The 15,990-nt window shown below is 57.1% G+C and carries 17 protein-coding genes; 11 read left to right on the plus strand and 6 right to left on the minus strand.

Annotated elements, in window-relative coordinates; genetic code table 11:
• Positions 1-34: 34 nt before the first annotated feature.
• Positions 35-1,228, minus strand: coding sequence for an efflux MFS transporter YdeE (gene ydeE / locus ACZ6J2_RS02345; protein WP_045888380.1), 1,194 nt, complete (start codon positions 1,226-1,228; stop codon positions 35-37).
• Positions 1,229-1,421: 193 nt separating this feature from the next.
• Here ydeE and eamA point away from each other — a divergent pair, with 193 nt between their 5' ends.
• On the plus strand, positions 1,422-2,327 hold the full coding sequence (eamA, locus tag ACZ6J2_RS02350; RefSeq protein ID WP_167819203.1) for an O-acetylserine/cysteine exporter: 906 nt from the start codon (positions 1,422-1,424) through the stop codon (positions 2,325-2,327).
• Between the two features lie 32 nt (positions 2,328-2,359).
• On the opposite strand, the gene marB is transcribed toward eamA, so the two are convergent.
• Genes marB through marR form a run of 3 tightly spaced genes read right to left on the minus strand, consistent with a single transcriptional unit; the run spans position 2,360 to position 3,449 of the window.
• Positions 2,360-2,578 carry a multiple antibiotic resistance protein MarB gene (marB, locus tag ACZ6J2_RS02355; RefSeq protein ID WP_029741246.1) on the minus strand — a complete coding sequence of 73 codons (219 nt, stop codon included), beginning with the start codon at positions 2,576-2,578 and terminating at the stop codon, positions 2,360-2,362.
• A 33-nt stretch (positions 2,579-2,611) separates the two neighbouring features.
• Positions 2,612-2,992, minus strand: coding sequence for an MDR efflux pump AcrAB transcriptional activator MarA (gene marA, locus ACZ6J2_RS02360; protein WP_008502237.1), 381 nt, complete (start codon positions 2,990-2,992; stop codon positions 2,612-2,614).
• Positions 2,993-3,014: 22 nt separating this feature from the next.
• On the minus strand, positions 3,015-3,449 hold the full coding sequence (marR, locus tag ACZ6J2_RS02365) for a multiple antibiotic resistance transcriptional regulator MarR (RefSeq protein ID WP_008502236.1): 435 nt from the start codon (positions 3,447-3,449) through the stop codon (positions 3,015-3,017).
• Between the two features lie 255 nt (positions 3,450-3,704).
• Between marR and ACZ6J2_RS02370 the strand changes: the two genes are divergently transcribed.
• Positions 3,705-4,370, plus strand: coding sequence for a MarC family NAAT transporter (locus tag ACZ6J2_RS02370; RefSeq protein ID WP_109844177.1), 666 nt, complete (start codon positions 3,705-3,707; stop codon positions 4,368-4,370).
• A 43-nt stretch (positions 4,371-4,413) separates the two neighbouring features.
• Here ACZ6J2_RS02370 and ACZ6J2_RS02375 read toward each other — a convergent pair whose 3' ends face one another.
• Positions 4,414-5,610, minus strand: coding sequence for a sugar transporter (locus ACZ6J2_RS02375; RefSeq protein ID WP_471724668.1), 1,197 nt, complete (start codon positions 5,608-5,610; stop codon positions 4,414-4,416).
• 177 nt (positions 5,611-5,787) lie between these two features.
• Here ACZ6J2_RS02375 and ACZ6J2_RS02380 point away from each other — a divergent pair, with 177 nt between their 5' ends.
• The 3 genes from ACZ6J2_RS02380 (at position 5,788) to ACZ6J2_RS02390 (ending at position 7,962) form a co-directional block, all read left to right on the plus strand.
• A complete protein-coding gene (locus ACZ6J2_RS02380) occupies positions 5,788-6,576 on the plus strand; it encodes a PhzF family phenazine biosynthesis protein (RefSeq protein ID WP_471724669.1) in 789 nt (262 codons plus the stop codon).
• Between the two features lie 27 nt (positions 6,577-6,603).
• A complete protein-coding gene (locus ACZ6J2_RS02385) occupies positions 6,604-7,395 on the plus strand; it encodes a PhzF family phenazine biosynthesis protein (RefSeq protein ID WP_168979449.1) in 792 nt (263 codons plus the stop codon).
• 84 nt (positions 7,396-7,479) lie between these two features.
• The gene (locus ACZ6J2_RS02390) at positions 7,480-7,962 is read left to right on the plus strand and encodes a GNAT family N-acetyltransferase (protein ID WP_471724670.1); all 483 of its coding nucleotides are present in this window, start codon (positions 7,480-7,482) and stop codon (positions 7,960-7,962) included.
• On the opposite strand, the gene ptrR is transcribed toward ACZ6J2_RS02390, so the two are convergent.
• The gene (gene ptrR / locus ACZ6J2_RS02395) at positions 7,916-8,794 is read right to left on the minus strand and encodes a putrescine utilization regulator PtrR (protein ID WP_048974740.1); all 879 of its coding nucleotides are present in this window, start codon (positions 8,792-8,794) and stop codon (positions 7,916-7,918) included. The two genes, ACZ6J2_RS02390 and ptrR, sit on opposite strands and share 47 nt — an antisense overlap.
• A gap of 98 nt (positions 8,795-8,892) precedes the next feature.
• Between ptrR and sad the strand changes: the two genes are divergently transcribed.
• The 6 genes from sad to ACZ6J2_RS02425 all read left to right on the plus strand — a co-directional run bounded on the left by sad (position 8,893) and on the right by ACZ6J2_RS02425 (position 15,976).
• Positions 8,893-10,281: a succinate-semialdehyde dehydrogenase gene (sad, locus tag ACZ6J2_RS02400; protein ID WP_471724671.1), complete on the plus strand. Its 1,389-nt coding sequence runs from the start codon at positions 8,893-8,895 to the stop codon at positions 10,279-10,281.
• 122 nt (positions 10,282-10,403) lie between these two features.
• Positions 10,404-11,993: a methyl-accepting chemotaxis protein gene (locus tag ACZ6J2_RS02405; protein WP_471724672.1), complete on the plus strand. Its 1,590-nt coding sequence runs from the start codon at positions 10,404-10,406 to the stop codon at positions 11,991-11,993.
• A gap of 62 nt (positions 11,994-12,055) precedes the next feature.
• Positions 12,056-12,982: a glutaminase B gene (glsB, locus tag ACZ6J2_RS02410; protein WP_471724673.1), complete on the plus strand. Its 927-nt coding sequence runs from the start codon at positions 12,056-12,058 to the stop codon at positions 12,980-12,982.
• Positions 12,982-13,338: a DUF4186 domain-containing protein gene (locus ACZ6J2_RS02415; RefSeq protein ID WP_471724674.1), complete on the plus strand. Its 357-nt coding sequence runs from the start codon at positions 12,982-12,984 to the stop codon at positions 13,336-13,338. The genes glsB and ACZ6J2_RS02415 overlap by 1 nt, the downstream gene beginning before the upstream one ends.
• Positions 13,339-13,451: 113 nt before the next feature.
• Positions 13,452-14,891, plus strand: coding sequence for a sensor domain-containing diguanylate cyclase (locus tag ACZ6J2_RS02420; RefSeq protein WP_471724675.1), 1,440 nt, complete (start codon positions 13,452-13,454; stop codon positions 14,889-14,891).
• Positions 14,892-15,010: 119 nt separating this feature from the next.
• On the plus strand, positions 15,011-15,976 hold the full coding sequence (locus tag ACZ6J2_RS02425; protein WP_023311795.1) for a sensor domain-containing diguanylate cyclase: 966 nt from the start codon (positions 15,011-15,013) through the stop codon (positions 15,974-15,976).
• The last annotated feature ends 14 nt before the right edge of the window (positions 15,977-15,990 follow it).

Here is a 15,990-nt window from a genome sequence, read left to right on the forward strand (position 1 = left end):
GGGTGGCGGCTACGCCTCACCCGGCCTGGAAGCGCTACGCCACGTTGGGCGTTTCACACCACGCCTTCACGCTCATCCCACGCAAAATCATCAGCCACGCCATGACGATGGCAACCATCATGATGACAAATAGCGACCAGTGCGGCAGGTTGGTCAGGATAATACCGGTGATCATCGGGTTTGCCGCCGCGCCGAGCCAGCCCAGCGCCTGCGCGGAAAAATAGCTCGCCTTCATCCCCGGCGGGGCAATGTTGTCGATCAGCATGTATTCGCCCGGTGCATAGATAATCTCACCCAGGGTAAAGATGGCGGCAGCGATGCCCCAGTAAACCAGGTTTTCCCCGGAGAGCATAAAGCCACCCAGCCCCACGATAAAAAACAGGGTGGCGAGGGTCATCAGCGGGCGAATATTGCTGGCAGAGATCTTGCGGCCCAGCGCATATTGCAGCGTCACCACCACGGCGGCGTTGACGGGCAATACCACGGCGACCACCTTTTCGGCGAAATTACTGTCTGCATGCGCGGCCAGAACGTATTGCGAAATGCAGGTCGCGAACGATCCGCCGACGTATGACGCCAGCAGGCCAGAGAGCGTATACCAGAACAGCGCGCGGTCTTTCAGCAGCACCGACGGCTGCCAGGGCATCTTCTCCTCGGCGATATCCAGCGTAACGCTTTTCTGCACGAAGAAATGGATGAATCCGAGCGGCAGCGCGGCGCAGAAGGCTGCCAGCCAGAACGGCAGCTGCAGGCTGTACATCACCAGCAGGGTGCCAATCGGCGGCCCGATCGTCCAGCCAATGTTCAGAAAGCTGTAGTTAAGCGAGAAGACGCGCGCTTTCTGGCTTGCGGTGAGCACGTCGGAGAACCAGGCCTTCAGCACCGTTGAAAAGACGGAATAGGCGCAGTTGATCAGCGCAAAGAACAGCACCACAAGCGTGACGTTATCGACCAGCGGGATCGCGACAAACCCCGCGATAAAAGCCACGATCGCAATCAGCATGTAGCGCTTTTTATCAAACTTATCGGCCAGAATGCCAAATCCCAGGCTGAACACCACGCCGATTGTCAGCGCAATCGTCAGGGCATAACCAATATTCTCGACGCTCATGCTGTAGACGCGCGTGAGATAAATGGTCATGAACGGCAGCGTTGCTCCCCGACCAATGGTTAATAACAATGACGACGCCAGCAGCGCTGCGGTTGAGCGCCTGAGAGATGGTTTCATATTCCTGCCCGACAGTTGCTTATGCTTTTTATGTTGTGTCCTAAAAGGAGTATCACGACATAAGGGGCTTGTATAGCGCCCAATTTATCCGTAAGTGCTTCGCCTGACTGCCAGAATTAATGATCTTCTCGCCGCGCGCTTTTTTCTGTTAACTTGAACTGTTAACAAATAATTAATAATTCAGGGGCAGGGTATGACGCGTAAAGACGGGCTGCTGGCGTTGCTGGTGGTCGTAGTATGGGGGCTCAATTTCGTGGTCATCAAGCTGGGGTTGCACAACATGCCGCCGCTGATGCTGGCCGGTTTGCGTTTTCTGCTGGTCGCATTCCCGGCCATCTTCTTTGTGGCGCGTCCAAAGATCCCCTTTAAACTGCTGCTGGGCTACGGTCTGACCATCAGCTTTGGCCAGTTCGCGTTTCTCTTTTGCGCCATCAAGTTCGGGATGCCGGCCGGTCTGGCCTCGCTGGTGCTGCAGGCGCAGGCGTTCTTTACCATTATTCTCGGCGCCTTCGTGTTTGGCGAACGTTTACAGGGCAAACAGCTGGCGGGCATTACGCTGGCGGTGTTCGGCGTGCTGGTGCTCATTGAAGCCAGCCTGAACGGCCAGGATGTGGCGCTGCTCGGCTTTATGCTGACGCTGGCGGCGGGGCTGAGCTGGGCCTGCGGGAATATCTTCAACAAGCTGATTATGCAGCACGAGGCGCGCCCGGCGGTGATGTCCCTGGTTGTCTGGAGCGCGCTGATCCCGATAATCCCGTTTCTGGCGGCGTCGTTTATTCTGGATGGTCCGGATGTGATGCTGAACAGTCTGGTCGAAATCGACCTGACCACAATCCTTTCTCTTGTCTATCTGGCTTTTGTCGCCACCATTGTGGGCTACGGGATTTGGGGATCGCTGCTGGGGCGTTATGAAACCTGGCGCGTGGCGCCGTTATCCCTGCTGGTGCCGGTGGTGGGGCTTGCCAGTGCGGCACTCTTGCTGGATGAAACGCTGAGCGCGCTGCAGCTGTTTGGCGCCGTGCTGATCATGGCCGGGCTGTACATTAACGTGTTTGGTCTGCGGGTTCGTCGGGCGACGCGGGTAAGCGAAAAGGCATAAAAAAAGCCCCGCGTCTGCGGGGCAAAAACGAATCAGAGGCCGTGCTGATTATAATAAGGCACGCCTAATTCGTCGGATTTGTCGCTACCAGCACCCATATGGTTGAAATCATAGGGCGACTGGTCATGTGCTGACGGCAAAATCATCGTATCAGGATTATTTTGCTGCGTTGCACGAGGGGTTTGCTCCGCGAAGGTCTGGCTGGAGAACAGCACCAGCAAGGCGAGGGCGGCGGAGGCGGTAACTTTCATAATTTCCTCGGTTACGTCTGTTACAGGCGATGATTAACTACAGTGTTTTAACGGATACAGGTAGCGGGATTCGCCCGGCACGCTGGTGATTCGGTACTTATGAGGCGGCACGTCAAAATAGTTCTTGAACGTACGCGTCAGGGTTTGTTGCGATTCAAATCCGTAACGCTCCGCCAGATAAAGGATCGGCTCATTGCTTTCTTTCAGTTTCTGGGCAATTTCCGTCAGCTTGCGGCTGCGAATGTATTGACCTAATGAATGACCGGTCTCTTTTTTGAACATCCGTTGCAGGTGCCATTTGGAGTAACCTGAACGCTCAGACACTTTTTCAAGGGAGAGCGGCGATTCCAGGTTATCTTCGATCCAGTCCAAAATGCTATGAATGGTGATAGCGTCAGTATTGCGTCTGGACATCGTCATACCTCTTTTTTTCTGTTTACGGCAGGATTTTCTTCAGCAGAAGCTCAAGGGTTGCCACTTCATCTGCCGTTAAGTTTTTTGTTAGTTCCTGATGCAGTGTTTGTCCTACTAATTGATGACATTGCTCGCACATGGCCGCGCCATCGCTGGTTAGCTTCACCAGTACGCCGCGTTTGTCATTCGGGTTAGGGCTTCGTTCTATCCATCCTTTGCAGACGAGACGATCGAGCATGCGGGTTAACGCACCCAGATCGACAGAGAGCACCTTTTTCAGCTCAACCGGCGTGATACACACTTCGCAGCGAATGGAACACAGCACTTTGAACTGTGTTGCGGTGATATCCAGCGGTGACAGGTAGTCATTGAGCAGGCGATCTTTTTTCTGATTTACCATATGAATAAGACGACCCAGCGGAACAACGTCGTTAAAGATATCACTGGTGCTTTTCACAATGGTTGCCCTGGCAAGTAGTTAGTCACGGCAGATATTATTGCTCAGGCAAGTATAAGTCAACTGAATGAGTCAGCCGATGCCACGAATTGCTAAAACGTTTCATGAACTTTTTTTGAGGTCTTTCAAATCATATAGATAACTGTCAGTTATCTTTCCTGGACGGAAATAATCGTTGCGTTGCACCCATGGCTCAATGTCACACTTTCACCCTATAATTGCTGTGTTAAATATGGATAAGGACAACAACGCACTATGTTGGATTTAATAAAAGCAATCAGCCTTGGGCTGGTGGTCTTGCTGCCGTTGGCTAACCCGTTAACGACGGTGGCGCTGTTCCTCGGGCTGGCAGGGAATATGAACAGCGCCGAGCGCAACCATCAGTCGATGATGGCCTCGGTGTATGTGTTTGCCATCATGATGGTGGCTTACTATGCCGGGCAGGTGGTGATGAACACCTTCGGGATTTCCATCCCCGGCCTGCGTATCGCCGGGGGGCTGATTGTGGCCTTTATCGGTTTCCGCATGCTGTTCCCGGCGCAAAAAGCGCACGAGTCGCCGGAAGCGGCCAGCAAATCGGAAGAGCTGGAAACCGAACCGACTGCGAATATCGCCTTTGTGCCGATTGCCATGCCGAGCACGGCGGGGCCGGGTACGATCGCGATGATCATCAGCTCCGCCTCAACGGTGCGTGACAGCGCAACCTTCCCGGACTGGGTGCTGACGGTTGCGCCACCGCTGATTTTTGCGATTATCGGGGTTATCGTGTGGGCGTCGCTGCGCAGTTCTGGTGCCATTATGCGCTGGGTAGGCAAGGGCGGTATCGAGGCGATTTCCCGTCTGATGGGCTTCCTGCTGGTCTGTATGGGCGTGCAGTTTATTATTAACGGCGTGCTGGAAATTATTAAGACCTATCATTGATGTGATTGCCGGGTAAGGCGAAGCCGCCGCCCGGCAAGAAGGCTTACCCGTGCTGACCCTTTTCCTCCAGCGCCACCGGCCATTTACGGAAGATGAGCACTGACCAGACCAGCGCCACCAGGGCCGGAATGGCGCCCAGATAGCCAATCGCCGACATCGATACGTGCAGTATTACCTGATTTCCCACCAGCGCGCCCGCGCCAATCCCCAGATTGAAAATCCCTGAGAACAGCGACATGGCGACGTCCGTTGCATCCGGCGCCAGGGCCAGGACCTTCACCTGCATGCCCAGACCAATAATCATGATCGCCACGCCCCAGAACAGGCTGAGGATCGCCAGATGGCTTTCACTGCCTGCGGCAGGCATCAGCAGCAGCAGGCAGGCCAGCAGCAGACCGATAGCGCAGCTCACCAGCGTCGAGGCGTGCCGGTTACCCAGCTTACCGAACAGCACGCTGCCAATAATGCCCGCTCCGCCGAGGATCAACAGCAGGACGGTGGCAAAGTTTGCGCTAAAGCCCGCCACCACCTGCACAAAGGGTTCAATGTAGCTGTACGCCGTGTAATGGGCCGTCACCACAATAACGGTAAGCAGGTAGATACCCAGCAGCGCCGGGCGACGCATCAGCAGCGGCAGGCTTTTCAGCGAGCCGGAATGCTCGCTCGGCAGCGCGGGGAGCAGCTTAATCAGGCATACCAGCGTAACCAGCGCGCCCATACCAATGGCGAAGAACGTCGTACGCCAGCCGAAGTATTGCCCTACGATGCGGCCAATCGGCAGACCCAGCACCATCGCCAGTGCGGTACCGGTGGCAATCAGGCTCAGCGCCTGGGCGCGTTTACCCGCTGGGGCGAGTCGAATAGCCAGCGACGCGGTGATCGACCAGAACACCGCATGGGCAAAGGCAATGCCGATGCGGCTAATGACCAGCACCGTAAAATTCCATGCCATAAACGACAGGACATGGCTGGCGATGAACAGCAAAAACAGGCCGATCAGCAGCCTGCGCCGCTCCATCTGGCTGGTCAGCAGCATAAACGGCAAGGACATCAGCGCCACAACCCAGGCGTAGATAGTCAACATAATGCCCACCTGCGCCGTTTCCATCTGGAAACTTTCAGCGATGTCAGACAACAGCCCAACCGGAACAAATTCTGTGGTGTTAAAAATAAACGCGGCAATGGCCAGCGTGACCACGCGTAGCCACGCAACCCTGCGGGAAACTGTGTTCGTTGTCATAGGGATGTCGGAGATTCGTTGCTGAAAAGAAGAGGGGACGATCTTAAAACGTCGAACGGCGAAAACTCAACCATTATGTGACGCAGATCTCAATATTTACCTTATGAAAGCGGTAGCCGGGAACACCGTTTTCATTGAATATAAAAGAACAACACAATAAAAACAGGCGGTAAGACAATGCAGGAGATTGATTTTTATCTGGTAGATGCGTTCAGCGATACCTCGTTTGGCGGCAATCCGGCCGCCGTTTGCCCGCTCAAGGAATGGTTACCCGATGAGACCTTGCTGAAAATGGCGCAGCAGCATAACCAGTCGGAAACGGCTTTTTTCGTCTGCAGTAAAGGGGGCATTGAGCTACGCTGGTTTACCACGCTTACCGAAGTCAATCTCTGCGGCCACGCTACGCTTGCGGCCGCGCACGTGCTGTTTACCGAGCTGGATTACCCGGATTCGCGGATCCACTTTGAAACCGCCTCTGGCCGCCTGACGGTCAGCCGGGAGGGGGAGTGGATGACGCTGGACTTCCCGGCATGTCCAACCCATGAAGAGACACCCCCGCCGGAGATGCTCTCGGCGCTGGGTATTAGCCGCTACGTTGAAGCCCGTAAAGGGCGCGCCTGGCTGATCGTTCTGGAGAATCGCCAGCAGGTTGAAGCGCTTGCGCCGCGCTTCTCGGCGATGACGCCAGGCGAGCATAAGGTGAGCGTTACGGCGCGCGGTGAGGGGGAGTATGATTTTGTCAGCCGCTTTTTCTCACCGGGCGTTTCCGTCCCGGAAGACCCGGTCACCGGCTCCGCGCACACCATGCTGATCCCTTACTGGAGCGAAAAGCTGGGCAAAACCACGATGTTCGCCCGTCAGGTTTCAGCGCGCGGCGGAGATGTGCGCTGTGAGCTGAAAGGTTCGCGCGTGCTGATGAGCGGACAGGCCACGCTTTATCTGAAAGGCACAGTTTTTCTGCGCTAAAAACCCATAACAAGAGAGGAAGAGACAATGCAGGAAATTGATTTTTATCTGGTGGATGCCTTCAGCGATAAAACCTTTGGCGGCAACGCCGCAGCGGTATGTCCTCTGGAAGAGTGGCTGCCGGACGAAACGCTGCTCAAAATGGCGCAGCAGCATAACCAGTCTGAGACGGCCTTTTTCGTGCGCACCGACGGCGGGTTTGAGCTGCGCTGGTTCACCACGCTGGATGAAATTAACCTGTGCGGTCACGCTACGCTTGCCGCATCGCACGTCATTTTCGAATACCTTGATTATCCGCATACCGAAATCACCTTCACCACGCGCTTCGTGGGCGAGCTGACCGTCAAACGCAGCGGCGACTGGCTGACGCTGAACTTCCCCGCGTGGTCGACGGAAGTCGTCGAAAACCCACCTGAGGTGCTGTTTAGCGCGCTGGGCATCACGGCGGCAAAAGAGGTGCGCGTCGGACGCGATTACATGGTGGTGCTGGAGAGCCAGCAGCAGGTTGAAGCGTTAACGCCGGATATTGGGGCCATGCTTCCGCTGGATAAAATGGTTTGCGTGACGGCGCCGGGAGAAGAATATGACTTCGTCAGCCGCTTCTTCTGTCCGGGCGAAGGGGTGCCGGAAGATCCGGTCACCGGATCCGCCCACAGCATGCTGATCCCTTACTGGAGCGAAAAGCTGGGCAAAACGTCACTCAATGCTCGCCAGGTGTCATACCGTGGTGGGGATCTGCGCTGCGAGCTGAAGGGCGACCGCGTGCTGATTGGCGGCCAGGCGACCCTGTATCTGAAAGGGCGAATCTTCCTGCGCTAGCTGAGTGACGCGCTATAAGTTAATACTATGAACCACCCCGGCAGGCCTGAGCTATGTTGATATAAAAACAGCAAGGAGCCTGCCATGTATTCCATTACCTCTGAATCTGCACGTCATCCGGACATTCTCACGCTGATCGCGGCGCTTGACCGCTATCAGAGCGAACTCTATCCCGCCGAAAGCAACCATCTGCTCGACCTGTCTGCGCTGCCTGAAACCTCGCTGATCCTGATGGTCATTCGTGACCAGCAGCTGCACGCCGTAGGCTGCGGAGCCATCGTGCTCAACGGCGACGGAACGGGGGAGATGAAGCGGGTCTATATCGATCCGGCCCATCGCGGGCAGCATCTCGGCGAGACGCTGCTGGCCGCCCTGGAAGATGAGGCCCTGAGCCGCCATTGCCACACGGTAAGGCTGGAGACGGGCATCAAACAGCGCGCCGCGATTCGCCTGTACGAGCAGTGCGGATATGATTTGCGTCCGGCGTTTGCCCCGTACGCTGACGATCCGCTCAGCCTGTTTATGGAGAAGGCGCTGGTTGAAGACGTTCGTTTAGCAGCGCTATAAAAGCTTCCAGCTGGCGGGTCATCGCCCCGCGCCGCCACACCAGCCAGGTAGTGAGCCAGCGCCAGTTTTCCGCCAGCGGCCAGGCTTCAACCTGATGATGTCCCGGCATACTCTCCAGCATCGAGCGCGGCATCAGCGCGATGCCCGCGCCCGCAATGACGCAGGCGAGCATGCCGTGATAGGACTCCATCTCATGAATGCGGCCGGGGGTGGCTCTGTCCGCATGAAACCAGCTTTCCAGATGTCGACGGTACGAGCAGTTTGCGCGAAAGGCGTAAACGTCGCTGCCGCTGACCTGCGCGGCGCGGGCGACCTCGGCGTGCCCGGCAGGCGTGACCAGCATCATCTCTTCCCGGTAGACCGGCATGCCCTCCAGCTCCGGGTGCGACAGAGGCCCGTCGACGAAGGCGGCGCTGAGGGTTCCCTCCAGTACGCCATCAATCATCGTCCCGGATGGCCCGGTAGATAGGGCAAACTGGATGCGCGGATAGCGCTGGTTAAACTGCGCCAGCGTTTCGGGAATGCGCACCGCGGCGGTGCTTTCCAGCGCGCCGAGGGCAAATAACCCCTGCGGCTCATCACCCGCGACGACCATGCGCGCCTCATCCACCAGGGCGAGGATCTGCCTGCTGTAGCGCAGGAAGTTATGCCCGGCGGGGGATAAGCGCAAACGCTGGTTCTCACGAATAAACAGCTCAACGCCAAGATCGGCTTCCAGCTGGCGGATGCGGGTCGTCAGGTTAGACGGCACGCGATGCACCTTCTGCGCCGCCTGGGTGATGCTGCCCGTCAACGCGACGGCGTTAAACATTTCAAGCTGGGTTAAGTCCATGGCATTCTCGTTTCGTGAATAAGGTGGTTAGTATTATTCATTTTTAAGAAATAGCAGAGTGAGCCACAATGAATCAACCGAAATGCGTGGAGAACATCATGAAATATTCATCTGCTACACATGCCCTCTCTGTTAACCCGGCAACGGGGGAAACCCTCGGTGCCTTCGCCTGGGCGACGGCGGAAGAGGTTGAACGCGCGATTGCTCAGTCTGATGCGGGGTATCGCCAGTGGCGACGCGAAAGCGTGTCCCATCGGGCGCAGAAGCTGCGGGATCTCGGCGCAGCGCTGCGAAACCGCGCAGAAGAGATGGCGCAGACCATCTCCCGTGAAATGGGGAAACCCATCCTGCAGGCGCGGGCGGAAGTGGCAAAATCCGCCGGTCTGTGCGACTGGTATGCCGAGCATGGCCCGGCGATGCTGCGTGCGGAATCCACGCTGGTGGAAAACCACAACGCTCTTATCGAATACCGTCCGCTGGGGCCGATTCTCGCGGTAATGCCCTGGAACTTCCCGCTCTGGCAGGTGCTGCGCGGCGCGGTGCCCATTCTGCTGGCAGGTAACAGCTATCTGCTTAAGCATGCGCCAAACGTGCTCGGCTCTGCGGAACTTATTGGGCAGATCTTTGCGGATGCCGGTTTCCCTGAAGGCGTATTCGGCTGGGTGAACGCCACCAATGACGGCGTAAGCCAGGCGATTAGCGATCGCCGTATTGCCGCGGTGACCGTCACCGGCAGCGTGCGTGCCGGTGCGGCCATTGGCGCGCAGGCAGGAGCCGCGCTGAAAAAATGCGTTCTTGAGCTGGGCGGCTCCGACCCGTTTATCGTCCTTAACGATGCCGACCTGGATCTAGCAGTGAAGGCGGCGGTGGCGGGTCGCTACCAGAATACCGGGCAGGTGTGCGCGGCGGCCAAACGCTTCATTGTGGAAGCGGGGATTGCAGATACCTTTACCCGCCGCTTCGTCGACGCTGTCGCCGCGTTAAAGATGGGCGCGCCGGAAGCAGAAGAGAACTACCTGGGCCCGATGGCGCGTTATGACCTGCGCGATGAGCTGCATCAGCAGGTGCAGGCCACCCTGGCCGAAGGGGCAACGCTGCTGCTGGGCGGAGAGAAAATCAGCGGAGAGGGCAATTACTACGCGCCAACCGTGCTGACCAACGTCACCCCGTCGATGACGGCGTTCCGCCAGGAACTGTTTGGTCCGGTCGCGGCCGTGACTGTCGCAAAAGACGCGGAGCACGCTCTGGCGCTTGCCAACGACAGCGACTTTGGCCTGTCCGCCACCGTCTTTACCGCTGACGCAGCGCTTGCGGATAGATTCTCCCGCGAACTGGAGTGTGGCGGGGTGTTTATCAACGGCTTTAGCGCCAGCGACGCGCGCGTGGCCTTCGGCGGCGTGAAGAAAAGCGGCTTTGGTCGCGAGCTTTCCCACTTTGGGCTGCACGAGTTCTGCAACGTGCAGACGGTCTGGAAGGATCGCGTGTAATTTATCGCCCGCCTGTGATTTCGGCCCTCATCACGAGGGCCGTTGTCATTTATCTGCAATGGTTCTGTCATTTTCATTTCGTAGACTCGCTCGCGTCTAACGCATTGTTAATGAAGATAATTATGAACCTAACGCAAATTTTTCGCCGTATTGCGCAGCGTCTCACCCCTCGTCACTTTGGCCTGCTGACGAGTATCTTTTGCATTATTGGCCTTTTCTCCGCGCTGCAGCTCTCCTCCTCATTTCTGCTTAACGCCTCCCTGAACGACGCCCAGCGCAACGAGCAGCAAAACCTGCTGGCCTGGCAGCAGCAGAGCAAGCTGGATCTGGCCCGCGTTTCCCTGCTGGCGGCAAGCGACCTGCTTAACCGGTCCGGCGTCTGGTTTATGCAGGATAAAGAGACCGGCTCCGACGGAAGCTGGCACAGCCTGATGGACGATGCGCAAAAGGCGCTGGCGGTTTCTCAGCAGGCGTGGAAGGCCTGGCTGGCGCTGAATCCGCCGAAAGACGATGCCCTGGTGAACAGCTATCAGCTTTTCTACGGCGCGATCAACGAGCAGGCTGAAGGGCTTCTCAAGACCAACACGATCGACGCGTTTTTTGCCGTACCGGCTCAGGCGTTTCAGTCTGATTTTAACGACAACTATGCGCGCTATCAGCAGGCAAGCGAGAAGCAGGCCATGCAGGGGCGTCAGAGCCTAATGGCGCAGCTCTCCGGCCTGCAAACGTTGTTCCTGTTTGCGCCGGTGCTGCTGCTTGCCATCGCGGCTGTCGTCTGGTTCGGCATGTCCAGATGGGTGATTACGCCGCTGCGTCGGTTGATTGCGCATATTAACCGGCTGGCGGCAGGGGATCTCTCCGGCACGCCGCCGAAGGTCATGCGCTTCAACCGGGAGATAGGTCAGCTTAGCGACAGTATTGCGACGATGCAGAACGGTCTGCAGCAGCTGGTGACGCAGGTCAGCCATGCCACCGCAACGATGGTGGAGAACATTGACTCCCTTGCGCAGGGTAACCAGAAGCTGTATCAGCAGTCAGCGCGCCAGGCGAAAGAGCTTGAGGATGTAACGGCGCATATCGCGGCGCTGGAAAGCCATGTGGAAGGGAATACCGGCTATGCCAGGCTTGCCAGCTCGCGGGCCGATGAAGCGCGTCAGGCCGCCGTGGGGGGCGACCGGATGATGTCTACCGTGAATGCGTCCATGCAGGCGATCGTCGACCGATCTTCTGAGATGCGCGGGATCGTGGCGATGATCGACAGCGTGGCGTTTCAGACCAACATCCTGGCGCTGAACGCCGCTATCGAGGCGGCCCATGCCGGAAACCAGGGGCGCGGCTTTGCCGTCGTCGCGCGGGAAGTCGGGCTTTTGGCCAGAAAAAGCAGCCACTCGACGCAGACCATTCAGGAGCTCATCAACCGCTCGCTGCAGGGGATTGAAGACGGTTCCCGCGCCGTTACCCTGATGGAAGAGAATCTGCAGCAGGTCACCGGTCTGGTGGGCAATTTAAGCAGTTTGCTTAATGAGATCTCAACCGCCACGCTCAGCCAGGGAGACAGTATTCACCAGATGACGCGCCAGCTTCAGGCGCTGAATCAGGTCTCCCGGCAGACGGACCTGCTGGTCTCAGACGCCTCGGATGCCTCTGAGCGGCTGCAAAAGCAATCCGATCTTTTATTGCAGGCCGTTTCGCGTTTTCGTCTTAGCGCCTGACGCAATACATAAGCCTCTGTTATACTCGCAGCCCGTTTTAGCCTGAGGGCAAGGAGCAAAGTGTGGCTGCGGTCATCCATAATGAGATGTTGGACGAGATTCTGGCGCAGGTTCGTCCGTTAATTGGAAAGGGGAAGGTTGCCGACTATATTCCGGCCCTTGCCTCGGTGAGCGGGAATAAGCTGGGGATTGCTATCTGTACCATCGACGGACAGCGATACCAGGCAGGCGATGCGACTGAGCGTTTTTCCATTCAGTCCATTTCGAAAGTGCTGAGTCTGGTTGCGGCGATGCGTCAGTATGAAGAAGAAGAGATCTGGCAGCGTGTCGGTAAAGATCCTTCCGGCCAGCCTTTCAACTCGCTGCTTCAGCTCGAGATTGAGCAGGGTAAACCGCGGAATCCCTTTATCAATGCCGGGGCGCTGGTGGTCTGCGATATGCTGCAAAGTCGCCTCAGCGCACCGCGCCAGCGAATGCTGGAGATTGTTCGCCAGCTCTCGGGCGTTGACGATATTGCCTATGATGCAGTGGTGGCACGCTCGGAGTTTGAACACTCCGCCCGTAACGCGGCTATCGCATGGCTGATGAAATCCTTCGGTAATTTCCACAACGACGTGGCGACCGTGCTGCAAAACTACTTCCATTACTGCGCCCTGAAAATGAGCTGCGTTGAGCTGGCCCAGACGTTCCTGTTCCTTGCGCACCAGGGGCACGCGCCGCATCTCGATCAGGAGGTGGTTTCTTCGCTTCAGGCCCGGCAGGTTAACGCGCTGATGGCCACCAGCGGGATGTATCAAAACGCCGGTGAGTTTGCCTGGCGCGTTGGGCTTCCGGCTAAATCGGGCGTTGGCGGCGGGGTCGTGGCGATTGTGCCGCATGAAATGGCGATAGCCGTCTGGAGCCCGGAACTGGATGAAACGGGAAATTCCCTTGCCGGCGTGGCGGTTCTGGAGAAACTGACCCAGCGCCTGGGACGTTCCGTATACTGATGTCCGATCTGGAGCCTCTCTTTTCCCGCCTGGCGCGATCGACATTTCGCTCGCGCTTTCGCTTAGGCGATAAGGAACGACAGTACTGCTGGGACAAAGGCCCCGAAACCATTGATCGGCACGCCGCGGATTTTGTCGAAAAGCGCCTTGCGCCCGCACACCCCGCCAACGACGGTAAGCAGACGCCCATGCGCGGTCACCCGGTGTTTATCGCCCAGCATGCCACCGCCACCTGTTGTCGTGGCTGTCTGGCAAAATGGCATAACATTCCACAGGGCGTAACGCTCACGGCGCAGCAACAAAATTATATCGTCAGCGTTATCCACCACTGGCTGGTGCTGCAGATGAACGCCTAAATTTGACGAGTTATGCTCCTGTGTTATTTGTGTTATAGATGCATCCCAAGTTAGTCCCGATCATGCTGACGACCGCAATAATTGCCATAAGCTTTCATATGGAATGATATTTAATGCGTTCTGCTCTTACCGCTTTCAGGCCGTTCCAGGTTGATACGCCGCTGCGAAATGCAGCGACGATCTTCATCCTCACCACCTTATTCTATTTTGTGGGCGCGGAATTACGGCTCGTTGAGGCCCTGTCGCTGTTCTGGCCGCTGAATGGCGTCATGGCAGGGATTTTTGCCCGCTATGTTTACCTGAATCGCCTGCATTACTACGCGGTATGTTATGTCGCGATGCTGTTGTACGACGCGGTAACGACCAACTGGGGTATGGCCTCCGTGGTGATCAACCTGTCAAACATGATCTTTATCGTCGTCGTCGCCGTGCTGGTTCAGCGCGACAAGCGGCTGATGAAGAAAACCCCCGATCCGCTTAACGCACTGCGCCTGTTTAACTACTGTCTGATTGCCGCGCTGCTTTGCGCCTTGCTCGGCGCGGTAGGGTCGGTCGGGATTGACAGTCATACCTTCTGGCCGCTGTTTGCCGACTGGTTTAGCGAGCAGTTCTCAACCGGCGTGCTTGTTGTGCCCTGTATGCTCACGTTACGTATGCCCGGGCGTGAGCTCAGGCTCCGTCTGGAGCAGCTGCTGCCGGTGATGGCGCTGATCGTCTCGGTGGTCGCGTCGGTGGTGATTGGCGGAGCGGGGAGCCTCTCGTTTCCTCTGCCTGCGCTTATCTGGTGTGCGGTTCGTTACTCATTGCCCGCCACCTGTCTGCTGACGTTTATCACCGGGGCCACTGAAATCATTCTGGTCGCCAACTCGATTATTAATATCGCCGTGGCGACGCCGTTTACGACGCCAATGATGTTTTCAGCCCGGCTGGGGATCGCAACGATGGCGATCTGCCCGGTGATGGTATCCGTCAGCATGGCGGCGATTAATTCCCTGATCCGCCAGGTTTCACTGAGGGCGGATTATGACTTTTTAACGCACGTCTACTCGCGTTCCGGGCTTTATGAGGCGTTAAAGCATGAAGAGACGTACCGGCACACGCGTTTTCTGACAGTCATGCTGCTGGATATTGATTATTTCAAGAGCATTAATGATAACTACGGCCACGAGTGCGGAGATCGCGTGCTGGCGTCGTTTGCCCGACAGGTTCAGCAGGTCGTCGGCGAAGACGGCATGGTGGCGCGCATGGGCGGGGAAGAGTTCGCCGTGGTGGTCAATTCAGGCGACGCGCAGCATGGTTTTGAACTGGCTGAACGTATCCGATCCACCGTTGCCGGTCATCCTTTTACATGGCGCCACCAGACGCTCTATCTGACGGTCAGCATTGGCCTCGGCAGCGGAAAGGCTGAGTCCTGGCAGCTGACCGAGGTCTTCAACAAGCTTATGGCCGAAGCGGACGATCATCTCTATCGTTCCAAAAAAGCGGGTCGAAACCGTACCAGCGCCCGGGTTGCGGACGAGCAAATTGCCGCGTCCTCCGGGAGTGAAACATAGCTGCGTTAATCGTCATAAGGCATTGACGTGAATAGTAAGCGGCTTAACAGGATGTCAGAACACTGACAATGTCTCTGTTTAAGCTACGCTTTTAGTAACGCTTTACGTCAGGAGACATTATGAAAGCACCTGCAACCCCTGAAAATGAAACAGACAGACTCAACTCGCTACGAGAATCAGGTCTGCTTGAGATCGACAGTTCCCCGGCGTTTGACCGCTTAACGCGTCTGGCAAAACGCTTCTTCCAGGTGCCGCTGGCGATGGTCAATCTCATTGATGAGCATTCGCTAATCGTGAAGTCGGCTGACGGTCAGGCGCCCGGCAGCGTTCCGCGCAATATCTCATTTTGCGGGCATACGATCCTCACCGAAGCGCCGCTGGTGGTGGGGGATATGCTTCAGGACGATCGCTTTGCGGATAACCCGCTGGTGGCCGGTGAGCCTCGCGTGCGTTTTTACGCGGGTTTCCCGCTGCGCCTGCGCGACGGCGCAAGCGTTGGCTCGCTGTGCCTGATTGATTACGCTCCCCGCGAGTTTTCTGCCGCCGACCTCGCCGTGCTGGGGGACCTTGGCGCGCTGGCAGAGGATGAATTTGCTGCCATCAGCGCGGCGACCACGGATGAATTAACCGGGCTATTCAACCGTCGGGGCTTTAATCAGCTCGTGCGGTTCACGCTTTCCGTTGCCCGGCGTCGCGCTGAGCCGCTCACGCTCGGCTGGCTGGATTTGGATCGCTTTAAGGAAATTAACGATCGCTTTGGTCATGAAGAGGGGGATAAGGCGCTGAAAGCGATGGCGCAGCTGATGCGCGCCTCTTTCCGTGAAGCGGATCTGCTGGTGCGTTTTGGCGGGGACGAGTTCGCCGTGCTGTTCGCGGATACGGATGAGCAGGGCGCCTGGATTGCCATGCAGTATCTTGCCGAGCAGGTAGAAAACTATAACGCCCGCAAGCTACATCCCTGGTCGCTCCATTTCTCGTGGGGGCTCAGTGAATTCGATCATAACGGCAACGACCTGCAGCAGTGGTTAAAAGATGCCGATGAAAAGATGTATGCCATGAAACAGCAGCGCCAGCGAGCCCGGTAACATAACAAAAGCGT

It is taken from the genome of Enterobacter sp. E14S, assembly GCF_055666685.1.

What these genes read in the sequence shown, in the direction of transcription:
- ydeE (WP_045888380.1), bottom strand. Translation starts at nt 1,228, where the DNA reads ATGAAACCATCTCTCAGGCGCTCAACCGCAGCGCTGCTGGCGTCGTCA.
- eamA (WP_167819203.1), top strand. Translation starts at nt 1,422, where the DNA reads ATGACGCGTAAAGACGGGCTGCTGGCGTTGCTGGTGGTCGTAGTATGG.
- marB (WP_029741246.1), bottom strand. Translation starts at nt 2,578, where the DNA reads ATGAAAGTTACCGCCTCCGCCGCCCTCGCCTTGCTGGTGCTGTTCTCC.
- marA (WP_008502237.1), bottom strand. Translation starts at nt 2,992, where the DNA reads ATGTCCAGACGCAATACTGACGCTATCACCATTCATAGCATTTTGGAC.
- ACZ6J2_RS02370 (WP_109844177.1), top strand. Translation starts at nt 3,705, where the DNA reads ATGTTGGATTTAATAAAAGCAATCAGCCTTGGGCTGGTGGTCTTGCTG.
- ACZ6J2_RS02375 (WP_471724668.1), bottom strand. Translation starts at nt 5,610, where the DNA reads ATGACAACGAACACAGTTTCCCGCAGGGTTGCGTGGCTACGCGTGGTC.
- ACZ6J2_RS02380 (WP_471724669.1), top strand. Translation starts at nt 5,788, where the DNA reads ATGCAGGAGATTGATTTTTATCTGGTAGATGCGTTCAGCGATACCTCG.
- ACZ6J2_RS02385 (WP_168979449.1), top strand. Translation starts at nt 6,604, where the DNA reads ATGCAGGAAATTGATTTTTATCTGGTGGATGCCTTCAGCGATAAAACC.
- ACZ6J2_RS02390 (WP_471724670.1), top strand. Translation starts at nt 7,480, where the DNA reads ATGTATTCCATTACCTCTGAATCTGCACGTCATCCGGACATTCTCACG.
- ptrR (WP_048974740.1), bottom strand. Translation starts at nt 8,794, where the DNA reads ATGGACTTAACCCAGCTTGAAATGTTTAACGCCGTCGCGTTGACGGGC.
- sad (WP_471724671.1), top strand. Translation starts at nt 8,893, where the DNA reads ATGAAATATTCATCTGCTACACATGCCCTCTCTGTTAACCCGGCAACG.
- ACZ6J2_RS02405 (WP_471724672.1), top strand. Translation starts at nt 10,404, where the DNA reads ATGAACCTAACGCAAATTTTTCGCCGTATTGCGCAGCGTCTCACCCCT.
- ACZ6J2_RS02415 (WP_471724674.1), top strand. Translation starts at nt 12,982, where the DNA reads ATGTCCGATCTGGAGCCTCTCTTTTCCCGCCTGGCGCGATCGACATTT.
- ACZ6J2_RS02420 (WP_471724675.1), top strand. Translation starts at nt 13,452, where the DNA reads ATGCGTTCTGCTCTTACCGCTTTCAGGCCGTTCCAGGTTGATACGCCG.
- ACZ6J2_RS02425 (WP_023311795.1), top strand. Translation starts at nt 15,011, where the DNA reads ATGAAAGCACCTGCAACCCCTGAAAATGAAACAGACAGACTCAACTCG.